The organism is Haloarcula sp. R1-2 (genome assembly GCF_011627385.1).
Taxonomy (GTDB): domain Archaea; phylum Halobacteriota; class Halobacteria; order Halobacteriales; family Haloarculaceae; genus Haloarcula; species Haloarcula marismortui.
Genome location: NZ_JAANTG010000005.1, coordinates 113,077 through 129,166, shown reverse-complemented (window position 1 = coordinate 129,166; position 16,090 = coordinate 113,077). Strand labels below are relative to the sequence as shown.

Below are 16,090 nucleotides of genomic sequence, written 5' to 3'. Positions count from 1 at the left end.
TTCTTCCTTCCCCTCCCCTACAGCAACTCTCATGAAATATGGGGGGAGGGGGAGATATCTACCTGTCTCTTCTCTTCAGCAAGGCAGCAAGGAGACCCCAACTTCCCATGGGTCAGTTATCGTTGTCAACAAACAATATCCATCGCTAGTAGGTTATATTCATAGGAATCTACGGTCGCGCTGCTCTGTATTTGATTCCCTGAGAGATCATCAGTCCCTCTCCACTCACTATCTAGACTCCGTGCTTTCTCTGAGTTACTACACAATTGATGACTTGCTCTGCTCAACTACACCCCACATTTCATGAGTTAGGAGCTGCGCTGCTATTCTTAAACTCTCGTGAAATGTGGGGGGTGGGGAACAAAATTCCGGTTAGCTGGTCCATATTAACTCTCGTGAAAACCGGGGGGTCCCACTTCTCCACGACCGATACAGCAGACGGGCACTATCAGAGTTGAATTACGCCGCCTGTGTAGCGTGTTTGCGTTGGAAATCTCCTCTGGAGACTCTCATCAAAAGAGACATATTAAAGCTAACATCGCAGCTGAAATTATTCAGGTCGCTTACCCTGTACCACGTGAGATATCTGTATATCTAACTGAACTCAGGCCTCCTGTTTGTTCTAATACATCATGTAGGCGATTGAGCTATTGCCCACTATATTCGTTTTGTGCAGCCTTCACAGCCGGAGGCTCCACACGATGTCCAACCCACCAGACGATGCATTACTGACCGAACTCGCAACCTACCAAAACCGAAAGCTCCTACTCTGGCAGCTCGCAGCAGACGGACGCTCGTTCTGTGGTATCCAGTTTGTCGCTCGTGAGCGCGACCTGCAGAACGCTTCTATCGACAAACAAGTCCAAGCCCTCGTCGACGATATGCAGTCAGACGGTGAGATCCGCGCAGAGTACGACGCGATGGCGGACTGGGAAGCCCTGGAAGGGAACCACGGCGACATCGCCGACCAGTACCTCTAGATCGGACTCCGCCCCAACGCAATTTTGTGTCGCCTCCATGGCTGGAGGCTTTCCAGTATGTTGCCGACAACCGAACCACCGTTCGACCCGATCTTCGTCGATGAACCGCTGCTTATCCCAAACTACAAACAGACGATCATCAGCAAAGTCGGCTTGCCATTCTACGCCGACGTTGACCGCCCCGATGAAGCGCCCGCTGACGAGCGCGAGCGAACCATCGACCTTGCGGAGCGAATCCTGCGTGCCGGCGGCGTCCGAACCGGCTTCGGACACCACGAGGAAGTCCGGACCTCGATGGAGTCGTGGGCTCCCAATGCCGACGAGGAATGCGATGCTAGCCCCGGCTACTGGCGCTCTCATGTTCTCTTGATGTCTCCCCAAGAGATGAACTTCGGGCAGCTAAACGGCGAACCCGAGCAGAAGCACAAGAAGGCCAAGACCGTGCTTGCGTGGGCCGCCGACTGTATTGACAGCGACGTCCTTCAGGAGATCGAGCGGTCCCAAGCCGAGGACATCAAGCAAGCATGGCGCGACGCCGCAGAAGCCGAACTGACCCAGCGCGAAATCGAGCAGTTCGCCGAGGACCCGCCAGACAAACTCGATGGCTGGCAGAGACTTGACGCCAACCACGACGCTGTCAAGGTCGCATACGTCGCTGACAACCACGGGACGCCATCGGTCGCGGCCGTCTTTGAAGACGCTGACAGCGAGTTGGAGGCGCTTGAGTTTACTCTGGAAGAGTGGCAAGAGAACGACGGCAATCCTCGCGAGGCCCGGCTGAACCGGTACTACGTCACCACTGACGGGGACGGGGCCTACGCCCGTCTTCGATCACATCTGCTGACCTTCGAGGTCGAACCGATAGAGTGAGTTGAAGTGTAGGTCATTCCTGCGCTGAGTATGGTCACATCCCAGGTTCACCACACCGTGTTTCGAGTGTAAATACTACTGTAGTCTGGTGGTTTTTCACCGGAAGCGGTGGTGTGTATGCACGCGTGAGCAGTAGTGGTTTGATGATGGCAGTGCTGGATCAAATATGTTGTTCAGTGTCAATTAACGGATTGTACCTTGGCGGGGTCGGTTTTCGGTAGCTTCAGTGCTCGGTGGACGCGTTCAACTACCTTTCTGGCGTGGCTAACTCCCACCAAGCACCCGCTTGAACAGGGTAAACGTGAGCAGCGTGAACAGGAGTCCATTGAGCATCCCCTGACTCGCCGCGAGGAGCTTCGCTCCCCACCCGATAGGACCGATTCCGCCGTAGCCGATGGTAGAAAAGGAAATGTATGAGTAGTAGATGCCGTTTCCTATTACTGCCAGCTGGTCCTCGGCATTCCAGACAACGCCTGCCCCAGTCTCCAAGGGGCCTCCGAAGACATACAAGATACCGTATACGAGTGGAAGAAGAAACGTAAGCGCAGCAATCCGCGGGAGTCGATTCCCGTAGCCACAAGTAAACTGCATCACACGGTTCAGGACGACACTAGCCCCCTTCTTTGCCTTCGTCGTTGCGTCCAGCGAGTATTCGTCTCTGATGAGACTGAGATTTTTTCGCCGGTTGTAGTGGAACCGCTTGTATTCGAACTCGCGACTCGCGGGCGTATCGCCGACGTCGTTGGCACTCGTCATTGCTTTCCGGTAGGTCTCTTCAATCACCTCGGGAGTCATTTCCACGCTGAAATCGCCAGTCGCGTTGTTCCCGCTGAACTCGTGTAGAACCCAGTCGTTCCGCTCTAAGTACGAGTGGTGATCCGAGAAGTCGAAATGGTCGAAGTCAGTACGGCAGAACCGAAACTGATCAAGCAGTTCACCGGACCCGTTCTCGCTTCCCAACTGGACGTTTCCGACCGTGGCCTCGGTGAAGTCGAATGGAATATTGGAATCGCCGGGTTCGACGATTTGGCCGCCACTAATACTCGCGCTGACGAAATTCATATAGATATCATCGTCAAGCGCGTGGAGGCGGATATGCACCTCACCAGTAACGGTCGCGCCGGTGAAATCAACCTCGACCGCGAACCTGGTATCCCATAGAGACAGGTTCGTGAACGTAGCCTCCCGAAACGTAGCGTTGGTCTCGAAGACCGCCTCCTCGAATGTAGCGTTATCTTCGAGCGATTTTGCTTCCCCCTCGAAGAGCGCACCCACGAAGCTGGCTTCGGACTTGAACGTCGCTCTCTTGAAGCTCACGTCCTCGTGAAACCGCACTTCATCGAAGGTCGCAGGCCCACCAAAGGTCGCGTTCACGAAATCCGCGTCGCCGTAAAACTCCGTTTCGAAGGCACTAACAGAGCCCTCGAAGGTGGCGTCGTGGGCGTGTACGGGATCGCTGAACACCGCCCGGTCGAGACAGAGGTCGCCGAGCACGTGCATATCATGGCAGTCGACCCGGGCTTCGAACTCCGCACGGTCGAGGTTGAGCCGCCCATCGAAGGTGGTTTCGCTGAAATCAGCGTACCGGAACCGGGCTAGCTTGAAATCAGCATCCCCACGGAAATGCGCATTGTCGAATGCGATATCATCTTCAACGGTACGGGCGCCGCCATTGAACTCGGTTCCCCGGAAGTTGGCACGTCCATCGACAGTAATGTCGGTAAACGTAGCGTCTTCGTTGAACGTGGCCTCATTGAACGTTGCTGACCGGCGGAACTCTGTAGTCGCGAATGTGGTGTCATCGCCGAATATCGCGTGGGTAAACGTCGCATCATCGTCGAATTGCGTGTCGGCAAACGTCGCACACTCAACCGCTGCGCGATTGAACAATGCGGCTGACTCGAAGTGAGCGCCAGCAAAGGAGATATGATCGTCTAACTCGTGGCTGGAGCCACGTGCGGTGATGTTCCGAAATGAGGTCTCCCCGGTAAATGATGCGTCTCGGAAGCTCGTATCCTCATCGAAGATCGCCTCATCGCAGTCGACACGACCGTGAAAGTGTGCCTGAGAAAAGCGGACATCTTCGTGGAACGTCGTCTCATTCGCCGAGAATTCGTCGGTGACCGTGACTGCTGTCGCCTCAAGAATACCCGATAGGATGGCATCGTCGAGTTTGAGACTGCCAATGGTGGCCTCCCGGAGATTGATTCCTTGCGCAATGTGGCCGTGGGTGATGTCTAGTGCCGCAATATCGGCATGTTGGAAGTTGAGCAGATGGTTTGTCGCCCCGTCGATTTGCTGATATGTGAGCGACATTGTGGGAAGGTCGGCCCCGACGTACTCGTTACTTCGCGGGTCTTGAGAGGTGAGGTTCTCACGGAGTGTCTGCACGATATCGTCGTCGGTCACATCGAGTGACCGGCGCTCGGCACGCGACATATGGAAGATGCAGTTGTCGCTCTCTGCGTGAGACTCGTGTGGGCACTCCCATGTTGTCTCGATATACGCGTCTGTCTCGTTTGACGGGTCAAAGCGATACGAACATGTCTCGGCGTCGGGGACTGAGCTCATACGTCGCTAGGGGAGAGTGAACTGGGCATTGGGGTAGCTATTCAGTAGCGTGATTGTTTATTTGGAGCATAGTCGTTCAAAAAATCTCACGCCGTTCCTCCGGAGTGAGCGATGTATCCGGGGCGGAGTGTGCGCAGTGTTCGCACTCGTAGCTGCCGCGCCCTTCTTCGTACGTAATGATTGGCGTCCCCAGTATGAAGAACGCCTCCTTTTGTCGGCGTTCGATGATCGCATCAGCGGCTTCACCACACCCTCGACACCAGTCCTCATCCTCGGCAACCGACTGATAAGTCACCTTCGCGCGGCCGAACGTGACCGCACTGTACGCTTCGTCTTCGGTCGTCTCAATGAGATCGTCGGCCGGAAACGGCTGCACACCGATCGTATTGTCGAACCCGGTTTCGACGGCCGTGTCGACGTCGATGTAGGGACCCAGGTCGACTCGATTGTCCCGACCGACAATATGGACCTCGACAGCGGCATCGCCGCGAACAATGAGTTCGTTGTTCGTCCCAATGAGATAGCAGCTGACACTGCCTGTCGCGCCTGTCACGTTAACGGTGGACTGACAGCCTGAGAGAACGACCCCAGTGTTGGGATCCGTTACCTCTCGCTGTTGTTGCCAGCCACTTACCGTGACGTCGTAGGTTGCGGGGTCACGAGACGGCGCATCGCTTGTGCCGGCGTCAAAGACCTGTTCGGGGCCACGCGCCGAGAGTGCCCCATCGACAGCGCCGTGGGCGATGAACACGTCTTCGGCTGTGCCAACCGCGAGGTCACCATGGACGCCATCCGGTTCCGTGTAGCCATCCTCCAGCGTACCGGTGATATCAGTCACCGGGTCAGCCACGTCAGCAGCCGGTGTGATTGGCACGCCGGTGAAGACGTACTCGACGTTCCGCAAGTCGAGATCGCCGTCAATCGAGTCGGGCTGTACATACATGTCTTCCAGTCCGGACATCCGAACCGGTGTCTCTATGCCGCCGTTGAGAGTTACGTCGCCTGTGTACTCGCTCATGTGTGAATCGGTCCGTTAGATGCTAGTCGGGGCCCAGTACTGCGCGATGCTTGTGGTGGTAACCACCAGCAAGTCGTGCTCTGGGTAGGTGTGGTACGTCTCGAACGTTCTGTCGTCGGTCGTGATCGCCGTATAGGCACGTGGCCCGAACTCGTAGCAAAGGTCGTAGTCCGCTTCCGGGTCAAATTCCGATAGTGGGAAAGTCATTGCCATACTAGACACACCGTGTGGACTCGCAAGTGAGTCCATACAGCCCTGTTCGAGCGGAATTACCTCGGCATCCTGTTCGGAGATGGGTTTGCACGAGCAAATTTCATGGAACCCGAGCGAGTCGGCAGTAACGGCGTGTGAGTTGCCGATGACGCGGAAGGTAGCTGTCTCCCCACAGAAGGGGAGCGTCTGCGCTTGCTTTACATCCATCGCGTTGAACGACGGCGGCACATCAGGATGTGCCAGATAGAGTTCAGTCGTGGTCTGGTGTGTTGTGTCGCCCATTATTTAATGAGGATATCGTAGTTTGGATGGAACACGCTATTCGGCCGGACACCGGCGTATCTCGGCGTGTCTACCCACTCGACCGCTTGGTAGCGGTGCTGATAGCGGTTCATGTATGCTGTGCCGTTATGTGGCGAAAGCGAATCGCGCGGTGCCGGTGCGAGCAGTGTGAACCGCTCGACGCGCTCTGTCTCGCCATCTGCGTCAATATCTTCCCATGCGAAATACGGTGCTGCACTCGTCAGGCCGGCTTTGTGAACCGTGTTGTAGTACGCGGTTCTGTGCTGGGCGTAGCTGTATCGTGAATACGTCCACGTCGCGATCACGCCGTCTGCTGTAAGATGCTGGCGCAGCTGACTGTAAAACTCCACAGAGTATAGCGGGAGCTGGTCGTCGTCGGTCGCCCCAGGGATGTCCAGCAAGATTACGTCATAGCGCTGCTCGGACTGCTCGAGGTACTGGAACGCGTCTTGCACGCGCGTCGATTTATTTTGGTATCGGTAGGCTCCGTCGTGGTACTGCGCAAGGAACGGATCGGTCTTCGCCCGCTGCATGAACTCGCCGTCGATATCGACGTGGTCGACACTAACCCCGTGTCGTTGCAGTCGGTCCATCGCCGCCCAATCGCCCCCACCGATGAGGAGAACCTTCGTGTCAGTACTATTTTCGAACATCGACAGCGGGACGTCGACGAGCCCTTGATGATAGCTGTCTGCCCACGACTCACAGAGTTGGACAGCGGAATCCAATCTGAGACAGTGTTCCGTGGTGGCACCGAAGTACGGGTTGTCGCCGCTGCCGGTCCACGTTCGGTTGTACTCCGTGACGCGTTGGTACCTCGTCGTCCACGTGTCTGTGACAGCAACGTCCATCGCCCCCGGAGCGTACTCCAACTCGAATTCTCGTTCGAAGTAGTACTCAGAGACGTCCTCGCCAACCGGGCCCGCGTTGACAGCCGCGGCGCCCGTGCTTGCTGTGACGAGCAGGCAGACTGCGAACAGCGCCTTCCCCGTTGATCCTACTGGCTGTGGGAGTCGGCTTCGAAGCGTTGGTCTGTGTGTGTTCGCCGTCGTGCTCGCGAAGATTAGCGCAGCGACGCCGTTCAGGAACGCAAGGACGAACACCGACGGTATGAGTCCAATTGCCGGATAGAGGAAGAACACGTAGACAAGTGAGCCGACTAACCCGCCAAGGTAGTCAAAGCCCAATACTGCTGCATAGGCACTTGTTTCATCGGCTGGGTCGCTCGGCTTGCCCTCTCGCCGCTTGATGCTAAAAGCGGCGCCCAACACCACTCCAAAGGCCCGATTCAGATGGCTGGTGAGTCGCCGAACCCCGCGGGCGATACTGGAGGGGGGCCGCGCCGTATCCCGAACCGATTCCGATAGTGTGGTCAACAGCGGCAACTCGAACCCTGAGAGGAACCCGATTGTGACAATCGGGAGCCGGGCAATCGCGCCGACTAGTGGCGCGTATGCAGCGGGGTATCTGAGCGTTCCGAGCAGGATAACGAGGAGGAACCCAAGCGGTGCAACGACGGCGAGGTACGTTTCGACACGGAAGAAGTTCGACTCGGGGTCTGTCTCCAATCGGCCTGAGAGGAACGATCCTAGCCCCAGCGACGAAAAGAACAATCCGATGGTGAGGCCGTACTGAGTGACGCTCCCGCCGAAGACAACTGTGTAGAGCTCGGCAAAGACGAGTTCGTACGCAAAGCTACACAGCGCAACGATAAACGTGAGCGCGTGCAGCAGCGGGACGCTGTGGCGCGGATGGTGCGGTCGTGGTGTCATTGGGGGGACTCAGGGCGACGAACGGCGGACGGGCGAGCTGCGGGTCAAATTCGGGGTGAGACCTTCCACTTCTGGGCTATGCTGTAGGTATCATTGTCGTCCTTGACGAGGACATCGACGGCCTCCCAGCCGAGATTAGTGCCGTCGGCTGCGGTAGTGTGCGTGCCGACTCGGTACCAGCCTGCGTTCGTGACGTCGATACTAACTGTATCGTCGGGATTTTGCCACGTCTCATCCCACGAAACTGGCCCTGGCGCAGGCAGCTCCTCGTCGGTGTCGCTTACTGGGCCGATGCGGGCAATGCCCACCTCGGAGATTTCGGTTTCGGCCCGGCGCACCTCGTCATCGTGGTCATCGTACCACGTCCCAACGTAGGCGCCACCGTGGTACTTGGCACGGCCTCGTCCAGTACGAGGCGCATCAGAATAGGAGGAGCCTCGGCCACGACCAACAGCACCGCGGCCACCGCCACCACCGCCTTTCTGTGCTTGGGCCGTTCCAACGGGACTCAGCGAGCCGATGACCGACAGTCCACTCGGTGAATCCTTGGCATTGCTGTCGAGTGACTGCGCGTTCTGTCCATTGATTGGGACGCCGTCTCGTCTGGTGGCTACCCACGGGTCGTCAACGAGCTCAGCCAGCAGTTGGGCGCTATCGATTGTAACTGTGCTGAGGACTCGGGACCGGCGTGGTGGCGGGCTCTCTGAGCTACTACAGCCAGAGAGTCCGACCAGACCGGCTGTCGGAAGGAGGGCTGCGCCATGGAGGAATCTACGTCGGTCCACAGCAGGCCTTTGTGGGTGTATGTAAAATGTTTTTTGTTCAAAAGCGTGTTTCACGTAAGGATACTCTTCCGCGCATGAAACTAGTGAATAGAGACGAATCCCCGAGCCGTCGGCTCTCGTGGCGAAACTGTGAGACGACGTGGCGTCGCGGGACGCAGTACTTTCACGGACTCATCCGACCTAGGAGCAACAAATCTATCGCAGGAATCGCAAGCATGGTAGACATCAAATAAGAGAAACTCGAACGATTCGTCCGAGAGAGTGCTGGGAGTACGAAAACGTTGCGCAGCACCTTCGACAGACAGCGCCCGAGGCGGCTCTGTGCGACGCGTGGCTCTCGCCGCACCGAGGCGTCTCAAAAGATAAGTTCACGCCATATCTCAAAGCTTTCCGAATTCGCCGCCGAATCTTACGTTAACCTGGTCGAGAAGCTCTCAAAGAAATCGTCCGAACCGTTCTCTGACTCACCAGTAACGTGCTTCATATGAGCGTAGAGATTAAGTACAGCGAACCGTCACTATCGATTCCGTGCTAACTCGGATGAATCGGTCCGTTAGTAGAACTGCTCACTGAGAGCAAGTGGGGTTCAAGCTATACTGACCGTCAAGAGTAATTGTGGGAATTAATTTCTGCCGTCCTGCGATTTCGCTCACAATCTATCCGGACCCTAAGTATATACTACCAGTTGTTATTAGAGCAGATTGGGATTCTGTACCGTCAAAGCGTTCCTGGGAGCAGATATCCCGATTCGGCAATGTTCAACTGACGGGTAGTATAAGAGTGGACGGTAACTTCAGCGAATGAAGCCGGCCGGCGTCCCTGATAGGTATTCCAGCCGTTTCTCCGAGCGTGATGGAATCGAACCGCTCGCTGCTCGCACGACTCATCAACGAACATCCGGTTGTGGTGTTCTCCGCACTGGCAATCGGACTCTCTTGGACGGTGTGGATTGCGACGTTTTCGATAACTACCGCACGGTCGGGACTGGGGATGTTGGGAATAGTCCTCGGAGCCTTCGGCCCTGGCGCCGCGGGAGCGGTCGTGACGCGTCTCCGTGGTGAATCAGTCCGCGCTTGGCTCGCGACGATTTTCGATTGGCGACGACCACTCCGCTGGTACGGACTCGCAATCGCCGTCCCGGTGGTCGGAGCCCTCGGAGTCGCTGTCGTCGTCTTCTCACTCGTGGGGCTTCCCGACAGCAGTTCCCTTGGGCAACTGGCCCCGCTCTTCCTGTTTAATCTGGTGCTGGCGACACTGTTCACCGGTGGAAACGAGGAGTTCGGGTGGCGGGGATTCGCACTCCCACATCTCCAGAGGCGGTTCAGTGCGCTCACCGCGAGTGTTCTCGTCAGTGGCGTCTGGGCACTCTGGCACGTCCCGATGTTCGTCTACGACGTGTACCCCCACTCACCGGTTCTGTACACTGCCAGCGTGGTTTGTTTTGCGGTCATCCTCACGTGGTACTACAACGCGTCGGACGGATCTGTTCTCGGTGCCGTACTGTTTCACGGGACGCTCAACGCCGCGGTGAACGTCCCCGGGCAGGCTGTCGGCGGCGCGGCAGCAGTGCCGGTCCCATACGCGGCGATTCTGACCGGCACGTTCGGGGTCCTCGCTACCTTGTTTGTCGTCCGCTACGGTCCTGAAACGCTTTCACACAACGAAGCCGTCCAGCCGCGCTGGACGGGTTCCCGGTCGACTGACGGAGCCGTGTCCGGTAATCCCTCCAGCGATGGACACGGAACTGAACCGTCCGACTGATACGGACTTTTGTAACGAATTACCGGTCATCCTGACCCCGTCTCCGGCGATGACCGGCAATTGACTACAAAAATTTGTGTGACGCCCTGACCCAATCGTCAAGTTCAATGTTCGACAGGCGGTATCAGTCCCGCCGCGGGGTCCACAAGCCGTAGAGAATCAGTCCCAGGCCGGCAAACTCAGGAATCTGAAGGAGGCTATTGAGTAGCGGGGTGGGGAGTTCCAGAATGTGAATGAATATCAGGGCCAGCGGAGCCTGCACGAACAACACCAGTATGAATCCGATCGCTATGTACAACATCGGGCGGCTCCGGTTTTGCCGGTACGCCGTGTAGGCAAGGTAACTGATTGCCAGTCCAAGAATCATCGGAACTATCTCGCTGACCTGGCGGACTGTTCGTAACGTTTCGAGATCGAGTTGGAGTATGGCGAGCATATCAGCTACCCTCTACGAACTGTGTGAAGCGGTCGACCATCCGGTCCCGACGCGAGACCGTGATGTCGAAGCCGTCTTCGCTGAGATCGAGTTCGATGCCATCGAGTTCTGTCCGATAGAGTTTGTAATTCTTCCCATCGGTGACTGGCTGGATATCTTCGGTGACAAGATCGTACTCTCGGAGCCGTTCGAGTCGGCGGTAGACTGTCGGCTCCGAGACCCCGGCGCAGTCGCTGAGCTCTGCCGCCGAGCGAGGCTTCTTTTTCGCCTCGACGAGAATCGTGCGCGCACACTCGTCACCGAGCAGGTCTGCGAGTGCTTCAGGATCTCGCACGTCGGACACTGTAAGCGGGCCATCTCTTGGTTCGTCAATATAGGTTGTGCCGTTCTGGGCTTTCTGTCTGGCTTCAGTCAGAGAAGTCATAAGAAACTACCATCCATATCCGCGCTCACGTTTCGAGTAGGGATGTCGAACAGACAGACACGCACGCCAACAAGTGTACTCCTCCCGACGGTGTCTTGGACCGCCGCCTGCGACGACGTCGCCGCACAGTTAGGTCCCGAAGACGAACTCCTCATCATCCACGATAGCAAGGACGACCCGGTTGTGGACCGAAAACCGCTCTCGGAGAACGTCCAGTTCATCCCTGCTGGCGACCCTGTCGGGTGTTCCGGGAAAGCAAATGCTATTGCCGCTGGGATGGAAGCCGCCAATCACGACCGTCTTGTCTGGACCGACGATGACTTTCATCACCCCCCGGACTGGCTTGACCGCCTCCACAAGGACTACGCCGAATACGGCCCGACAACAGAGTTGCCGGCGTTCGTCGGTCAAGATCCGCTTGCAGTCCTGTTAGAGCCTGTTTATGTCCTTGGGGGCACGCTCGGGACATACATGGGTGACCACGCCTGGGGCGGGGCTGTCATATTTGACAGAAGTGATCTTGACGAGGAAAGGTTCCTTTCGGAGCTCCGCCAGACGATCAGCGACGATGGTCTCCTCGGGGAACACATTAGTGTGACATCAGTTCAACGCGTACGCCGGGTGCCAATGGGTGGAAGTCTCCGGCAGACACTTGAACGACATATCCGGTTCAACCAGATTTTCTCAACGCATGATCCAACGGTAGCGAAACTCTCATTTGGTGTGTTGGTCGCCGTTCTCATCGGTTGTGTCTTCTTCCCGCTCCTCTCGGTGGTACTAACGGTACTGACAGCCGGTGTCAGTGCTAGCTTCGGGGTTCGACGAGCCTCGCTACTGCTAACGGTACCAGCACTTGTAGCCGCTGTCCCCTTGGGGCTGTATGCTTTCGCCCGGGACACATTTGTTTGGGGAGGGCGACGGTACTGTTGGCACTCGAAGTTTGATGTTAAAGTACTGAACGAGTAGCGTCCTTTGGGCCACGTTAATCTGCGCAGATATCCGTGCCTGCCAAATCTGCTTGACTCTCTGGCTGTTTAATCAGCCGTAGTATGCTGGCCTTAGAACATACGCCATACCCCCTCTGTATAGCACAATGGCAACGATTTACCCTGGTTCTGTCAGGAACATCGTGGACCCGGAAGCTGTAGTCAGCAACAATCATTCACCGGTAGCCGCCAGTACAGCGACAACAAACCCGACGAGAACCGTGAGACCCATCCAAGCAAACCAGAGTTCAAGATTGATAGAAGTCGAGTGCTGCATACAGAGCCAGAGCATGTGTTTAACGTAGGGAGATGCCGATAGTAGCATTTCAGCCAATGAAACAGCGGCTAGGTCTTTTTGCGTATGATGAGCGAAACACGATACTGAGACATGAGCGAACGATCCTGTCCGGATTGTGATGTCCTGATGGAGCAGACAAACGTAACTGCCGAAGGCGTCGGTGACCTCTACATCGAAACTGAGAGAGACGACGGTATCCTCGACCGCCTCGGTGTCGGGTATCAAGCCCCACTTTCTGCATACCTCTGTCCGGAGTGCGGGTTTACTCGACTCTATGCGGACCTTTCTGAGTAGTCGGGTGAAGCGTGTGCTCCATAGAGTCGTTCCCGACGAAACGCGGCACAGCACGGTTCACCGAGGATTACGTGTACTTCGAGGAGTCGTTTTGGGGGTACATTAAGTCACTCTACCGAGACTACTGGCAGCGCGGAACGTGGTGGTCCAGCAGTGCCCTTGTCGGCTATTTGTTTGCGTTTCCAATCGGCATCTGGTGGGTAGTCAGCGCGGTCCGCGGTGGCAGCTTCCTCCACATCGCCGTCGTTGGCGGGTTGATCCTCGTACTCTGGGCGGTGAATTACGCATGTGGGTTCCGATCACCAGACCGAATTCGACTTGCTACTATTGAGCAGGTCTCTACAACAGATGGCATGAAGGGACTGACACGTTCTCGACTCGTCATTAGGTACACTGACGGGGGAACAACCTGTAAACGCCGCGTGAACCTCCCGTCACTTTACACGAGCGGTGGAGTGACAGTATACGAACGGGCACAGGAAGCGTTTGCCGAGCGCGGATTCTGAAGGGCGCCTTTTATTTCGAGAGGACATCGCTTGAGCGAAGGGCGGTAATGCTGAATATGCGCGTCGTATCTTGCACGGCTATCAGAACATCTCTCTGAGTTGGTAGAACTCTCGGCGGTCAATTCGCAGGTCTACCTTGCGGCTGTTTCACTCGTCTCCACAGGTGAAGAAACTATATTCAGTGGCTGATATTATAGACCAAGACTCATTTTTTGATCCCCCGGTCGGGTGCGGGGCGGTCCAGTGAGGGCGTCCCGACAGTACCCATGGCATCGAAGACCACCAACAGCGATCAGACCGGAGAACAGCAATCAGCATCCAGCGAAGCGCAGTTCCCAGACCTTACAGTCCACGCCGAGGGGACCGCAGATCGACTTCGACGAGTGAATGAACCCGGAAAGGCCGATTGTCTCGAAACAGTCGAGGTCGAGCTAGCTGTCGAGTACGATATCGACTCCTACGACGAGTGGCGCAATCTCGTCGACCCAGACTACGCCATACACGGACGGACCGTTGAGAAGGGCACGATCATCGACGACTTGCTCGACAGACTTGAAGGCCACTGCCGCCGGCAGTCGTCCTCTAGATATGAAGCCCCGGACTGGAATCTCACGGTGACCGGCTCGGCGACTGCGTGGCGACGACTCCTCATGGAATTTTCCCAGATGCGAGGTTCAGATTCCGACCGTGCCCACAAAGGCACCCTTCGTCTCAAACGGTTGCTCGCCGCAGGCGTCGTAGACACAGGCGCAGCGCTGGCTGCCCTCGAACTCATCAACCAGTACGATCTGGACAGATCAACGGACACGTTCATCGCAGAAGTGACAGACAGCACGGACGGCGAGTAGTCAACCCGTCCTGTCTTGGTCTCTGTCGGTTTGTGCTTCCCTCGGGGCTGGAGTTTAAATACCATGACGAACGCAACCAAGTGTGTGACTGACCGGAATCCTGAGTACGACCCCGCGGATATCCGCGGCGCAGCGAGTTCCGATCCTGAAACGAGGGAGAACGGACGGGAACGAGTCCTCGAATCCACCGGCTATCCCGACCGTACAGAGGATGAGACTCGTACCTGCAGAACCTGCGGACAGGATATCCCACGGGATGAACGCCAGTGTCCGTTCTGCGCTCAAACCGGCGTCTCAGAGATTCCTTCCGACGATCAAGGTAGTAGTCCACTTGGGGAGTGGACGTTCGGTCGGGTAGTACTCGCACTCGTCGAAGCGAACACTGATTTCCATGCACGAGCCCTCGGCGCTGCGGCCTTCTCCGTTTCCGACAGCATCGCAAGCGGCGAGGACGTCTCCCATGGAACCGTGAAGTGTCGAGTAGCCTTCGGCACCGAGCCAGCCGCCACTCTCACGAAGGGCTGGCCCGACCTGCCGAACGAAACCACGATCGACGAGGAACTCGGACAGGCGCTCTTGGAGACAACCGACGAGCAGACCAACTGGGGCGGGAATGGGGACGACGTCCAGCCACGGATCTACCTCGAGGACGGGTCGCCGGTCACCGACCGCTCGGAGTTCCAGCAGCTCACGGATGAGTTCCGGGAGGACGACGGCACGTACTGGCTTGTTCCCGGCGTTGTGAAGCGCCATCAGGCAAGAGCCGAACCGGAGATAATCGGGATCGGGTTCCACTGTCGGCAGTGTGGCGCCGTGACGGGACACGAATCACACGGGCTGGACGGTTTCGAGTGTCACTCACACCTTGACCGGCTGATCTGGACCTGCAGGGAGTGTGGACAGCACCGACACGAGCCCGACCAAGAGGATGACACGGCGGAGGTCACGGGCTATGAGCATCTTCCCGACGGCGTCTCTCCGGAGGATATCCACGGCGACGAGCCAGACTTCCAGGAACAAGAGTTTCAGGACCAGATCAGTGCCTATCGCGAGCGCCATGGCTTCTTCCCGTGGGAACGGTAGCTATTCTGTGGCTTCAGAGAGGACTTTTGAGTAAAGCTCATCAGAGATCCAGAAGCCAGCGTCACGAAGGGCGTCAAGTTCGTGTTTTAATTCAATGTCTCCAGCATTGGCTCCGCGGAGTAGTATTCCGATGGCTCCCGTTACGGTCAGGTTGTGTCTCCGAGCGACCTGTCGACCGTCTTTTTCATCCAAAAGGATGAGGTCAGCATCGTGCTCGATGGCATGACAAATAGCAGCTGTTTCCCCGAGATCCAGCTCGTGGAAGATTTCAGTGAAGAGGTGCGACTGTTCGACCTCGGTAATCGTCAGGAACTCATCGTCATGCAACGAGCGAAGCGCGTCTACACCTGCCTCTCCATCAGTGAGTTCGTCCCACACCTGACGCGGAATGGTGATGCTCGAAAACTGCGATTTGAGAAGGGTGAGTTGGTCGATAAGTGCAAGATTCAGCAGCGGTGACGTGTCCGAGACTACAAGCTCGTTATTCGGCATAGTCGAGGTCTTCAGCAAGTTCAGTGTCGGTGTAATGGCGTTGGATTTCGCGGTCTCCGAGTAATGTCTGGAATTCTCGGTGGGACAGTTCTGCCAATGCACGCGCTTTCCCGAACGAAAGGACATCACGTGCGTAAAGCGAGACAGCCAACTCTTGTTTCATTGCCTGCGGCCGCTCTCCCTCAGGAATTTGGAGCGCCTCATACACCTCCTCGTCAATTTCGATAGTAGCCATACTCGTCTGTTGGATAACCCGATTATTGAGTGTTTGGCTGCGCTATTCGCATATCGCGTCGTGTAGTCTCACCTGTGCGGTCGAAAACGTCTGTTCTCGTAGATGGGCAATTTGGCTACGATACGATTCGTGTTCGACGTCCATGACCGACCGGTGAACAGCTGAGGTTTTGTGTCTCCCTCGGAGCCAGAGGAGATCATGAGTACGACAGCGCC

The 16,090-nt window shown here is 56.7% G+C and carries 17 protein-coding genes and 1 pseudogene; 9 read left to right on the top strand and 9 right to left on the bottom strand.

The window, feature by feature from the left end:
• Positions 1-701 precede the first annotated feature (701 nt).
• Both G9C82_RS18495 and G9C82_RS18490 read left to right on the top strand, forming a co-directional pair.
• Positions 702-980 carry a hypothetical protein gene (locus G9C82_RS18495; RefSeq protein WP_127014959.1) on the top strand — a complete coding sequence of 93 codons (279 nt, stop codon included), beginning with the start codon at positions 702-704 and terminating at the stop codon, positions 978-980.
• Positions 981-1,037: 57 nt separating this feature from the next.
• Entirely contained in the window at positions 1,038-1,850 is an 813-nt protein-coding gene (locus G9C82_RS18490) for a hypothetical protein (protein ID WP_127014958.1), read from the top strand.
• A gap of 264 nt (positions 1,851-2,114) precedes the next feature.
• On the opposite strand, the gene G9C82_RS18485 is transcribed toward G9C82_RS18490, so the two are convergent.
• The 5 genes from G9C82_RS18485 to G9C82_RS18465 form a co-directional block, all read right to left on the bottom strand.
• Positions 2,115-4,421, bottom strand: coding sequence for a pentapeptide repeat-containing protein (locus tag G9C82_RS18485; RefSeq protein WP_127014957.1), 2,307 nt, complete (start codon positions 4,419-4,421; stop codon positions 2,115-2,117).
• A 76-nt stretch (positions 4,422-4,497) separates the two neighbouring features.
• Positions 4,498-5,439 (bottom strand): hypothetical protein, encoded by a 942-nt coding sequence (locus G9C82_RS18480; protein WP_127014956.1) that lies wholly within the window; start codon positions 5,437-5,439, stop codon positions 4,498-4,500.
• Positions 5,440-5,454: 15 nt separating this feature from the next.
• Complete coding sequence (locus G9C82_RS18475) at positions 5,455-5,934, bottom strand: DUF2617 family protein (protein ID WP_127014955.1); 480 nt, start codon at positions 5,932-5,934, stop codon at positions 5,455-5,457.
• Complete coding sequence (locus G9C82_RS18470) at positions 5,934-7,727, bottom strand: spermidine synthase (RefSeq protein WP_127014954.1); 1,794 nt, start codon at positions 7,725-7,727, stop codon at positions 5,934-5,936. The genes G9C82_RS18475 and G9C82_RS18470 overlap by 1 nt, the downstream gene beginning before the upstream one ends.
• 44 nt (positions 7,728-7,771) lie before the next feature.
• Positions 7,772-8,512, bottom strand: coding sequence for a hypothetical protein (locus tag G9C82_RS18465; RefSeq protein WP_049939207.1), 741 nt, complete (start codon positions 8,510-8,512; stop codon positions 7,772-7,774).
• A gap of 325 nt (positions 8,513-8,837) precedes the next feature.
• Between G9C82_RS18465 and G9C82_RS18460 the strand changes: the two are divergent.
• Both G9C82_RS18460 and G9C82_RS18455 read left to right on the top strand, forming a co-directional pair.
• A pseudogene (locus tag G9C82_RS18460) lies at positions 8,838-8,930 on the top strand (IS1595 family transposase); the annotation flags it as partial.
• Positions 8,931-9,364: 434 nt separating this feature from the next.
• The gene (locus tag G9C82_RS18455) at positions 9,365-10,273 is read left to right on the top strand and encodes a type II CAAX endopeptidase family protein (RefSeq protein ID WP_121304067.1); all 909 of its coding nucleotides are present in this window, start codon (positions 9,365-9,367) and stop codon (positions 10,271-10,273) included.
• 124 nt (positions 10,274-10,397) lie between these two features.
• Here G9C82_RS18455 and G9C82_RS18450 read toward each other — a convergent pair whose 3' ends face one another.
• Positions 10,398-10,709, bottom strand: coding sequence for a hypothetical protein (locus G9C82_RS18450; RefSeq protein WP_014030769.1), 312 nt, complete (start codon positions 10,707-10,709; stop codon positions 10,398-10,400).
• 1 nt (position 10,710) lies between these two features.
• Positions 10,711-11,133: a winged helix-turn-helix domain-containing protein gene (locus G9C82_RS18445; RefSeq protein WP_004966848.1), complete on the bottom strand. Its 423-nt coding sequence runs from the start codon at positions 11,131-11,133 to the stop codon at positions 10,711-10,713.
• A 42-nt stretch (positions 11,134-11,175) separates the two neighbouring features.
• On the opposite strand from G9C82_RS18445, the gene G9C82_RS18440 reads away from it, so the two are divergent.
• From G9C82_RS18440 to G9C82_RS18420, 5 genes are all read left to right on the top strand, one after another.
• The gene (locus G9C82_RS18440) at positions 11,176-12,099 is read left to right on the top strand and encodes a glycosyltransferase family 2 protein (RefSeq protein ID WP_127014953.1); all 924 of its coding nucleotides are present in this window, start codon (positions 11,176-11,178) and stop codon (positions 12,097-12,099) included.
• A 408-nt stretch (positions 12,100-12,507) separates the two neighbouring features.
• Positions 12,508-12,711 carry a hypothetical protein gene (locus G9C82_RS18435; protein WP_127014952.1) on the top strand — a complete coding sequence of 68 codons (204 nt, stop codon included), beginning with the start codon at positions 12,508-12,510 and terminating at the stop codon, positions 12,709-12,711.
• An 11-nt stretch (positions 12,712-12,722) separates the two neighbouring features.
• Positions 12,723-13,217, top strand: coding sequence for a hypothetical protein (locus tag G9C82_RS18430; RefSeq protein WP_127014951.1), 495 nt, complete (start codon positions 12,723-12,725; stop codon positions 13,215-13,217).
• 266 nt (positions 13,218-13,483) lie between these two features.
• Positions 13,484-14,065 carry a hypothetical protein gene (locus G9C82_RS18425; protein ID WP_127014950.1) on the top strand — a complete coding sequence of 194 codons (582 nt, stop codon included), beginning with the start codon at positions 13,484-13,486 and terminating at the stop codon, positions 14,063-14,065.
• A 63-nt stretch (positions 14,066-14,128) separates the two neighbouring features.
• Entirely contained in the window at positions 14,129-15,148 is a 1,020-nt protein-coding gene (locus G9C82_RS18420; protein WP_127014949.1) for a hypothetical protein, read from the top strand.
• Here G9C82_RS18420 and G9C82_RS18415 read toward each other — a convergent pair whose 3' ends face one another.
• Both G9C82_RS18415 and G9C82_RS18410 read right to left on the bottom strand, forming a co-directional pair.
• Positions 15,149-15,640: a DUF3368 domain-containing protein gene (locus G9C82_RS18415; RefSeq protein WP_127014948.1), complete on the bottom strand. Its 492-nt coding sequence runs from the start codon at positions 15,638-15,640 to the stop codon at positions 15,149-15,151.
• The gene (locus G9C82_RS18410; RefSeq protein WP_004966840.1) at positions 15,630-15,875 is read right to left on the bottom strand and encodes a UPF0175 family protein; all 246 of its coding nucleotides are present in this window, start codon (positions 15,873-15,875) and stop codon (positions 15,630-15,632) included. Before G9C82_RS18410 ends, G9C82_RS18415 begins: the two co-directional genes overlap by 11 nt.
• Between the last annotated feature and the right edge of the window lie 215 nt (positions 15,876-16,090).

Bases quoted from the DNA above. Each gene is read 5' to 3' on its own strand.
- G9C82_RS18495 (WP_127014959.1), top strand. From the start codon at position 702: ATGTCCAACCCACCAGACGATGCATTACTGACCGAACTCGCAACCTAC.
- G9C82_RS18490 (WP_127014958.1), top strand. From the start codon at position 1,038: ATGTTGCCGACAACCGAACCACCGTTCGACCCGATCTTCGTCGATGAA.
- G9C82_RS18485 (WP_127014957.1), bottom strand. From the start codon at position 4,421: ATGAGCTCAGTCCCCGACGCCGAGACATGTTCGTATCGCTTTGACCCG.
- G9C82_RS18480 (WP_127014956.1), bottom strand. From the start codon at position 5,439: ATGAGCGAGTACACAGGCGACGTAACTCTCAACGGCGGCATAGAGACA.
- G9C82_RS18475 (WP_127014955.1), bottom strand. From the start codon at position 5,934: ATGGGCGACACAACACACCAGACCACGACTGAACTCTATCTGGCACAT.
- G9C82_RS18470 (WP_127014954.1), bottom strand. From the start codon at position 7,727: ATGACACCACGACCGCACCATCCGCGCCACAGCGTCCCGCTGCTGCAC.
- G9C82_RS18455 (WP_121304067.1), top strand. From the start codon at position 9,365: ATGGAATCGAACCGCTCGCTGCTCGCACGACTCATCAACGAACATCCG.
- G9C82_RS18450 (WP_014030769.1), bottom strand. From the start codon at position 10,709: ATGCTCGCCATACTCCAACTCGATCTCGAAACGTTACGAACAGTCCGC.
- G9C82_RS18445 (WP_004966848.1), bottom strand. From the start codon at position 11,133: ATGACTTCTCTGACTGAAGCCAGACAGAAAGCCCAGAACGGCACAACC.
- G9C82_RS18440 (WP_127014953.1), top strand. From the start codon at position 11,176: ATGTCGAACAGACAGACACGCACGCCAACAAGTGTACTCCTCCCGACG.
- G9C82_RS18435 (WP_127014952.1), top strand. From the start codon at position 12,508: ATGAGCGAACGATCCTGTCCGGATTGTGATGTCCTGATGGAGCAGACA.
- G9C82_RS18425 (WP_127014950.1), top strand. From the start codon at position 13,484: ATGGCATCGAAGACCACCAACAGCGATCAGACCGGAGAACAGCAATCA.
- G9C82_RS18420 (WP_127014949.1), top strand. From the start codon at position 14,129: ATGACGAACGCAACCAAGTGTGTGACTGACCGGAATCCTGAGTACGAC.
- G9C82_RS18415 (WP_127014948.1), bottom strand. From the start codon at position 15,640: ATGCCGAATAACGAGCTTGTAGTCTCGGACACGTCACCGCTGCTGAAT.
- G9C82_RS18410 (WP_004966840.1), bottom strand. From the start codon at position 15,875: ATGGCTACTATCGAAATTGACGAGGAGGTGTATGAGGCGCTCCAAATT.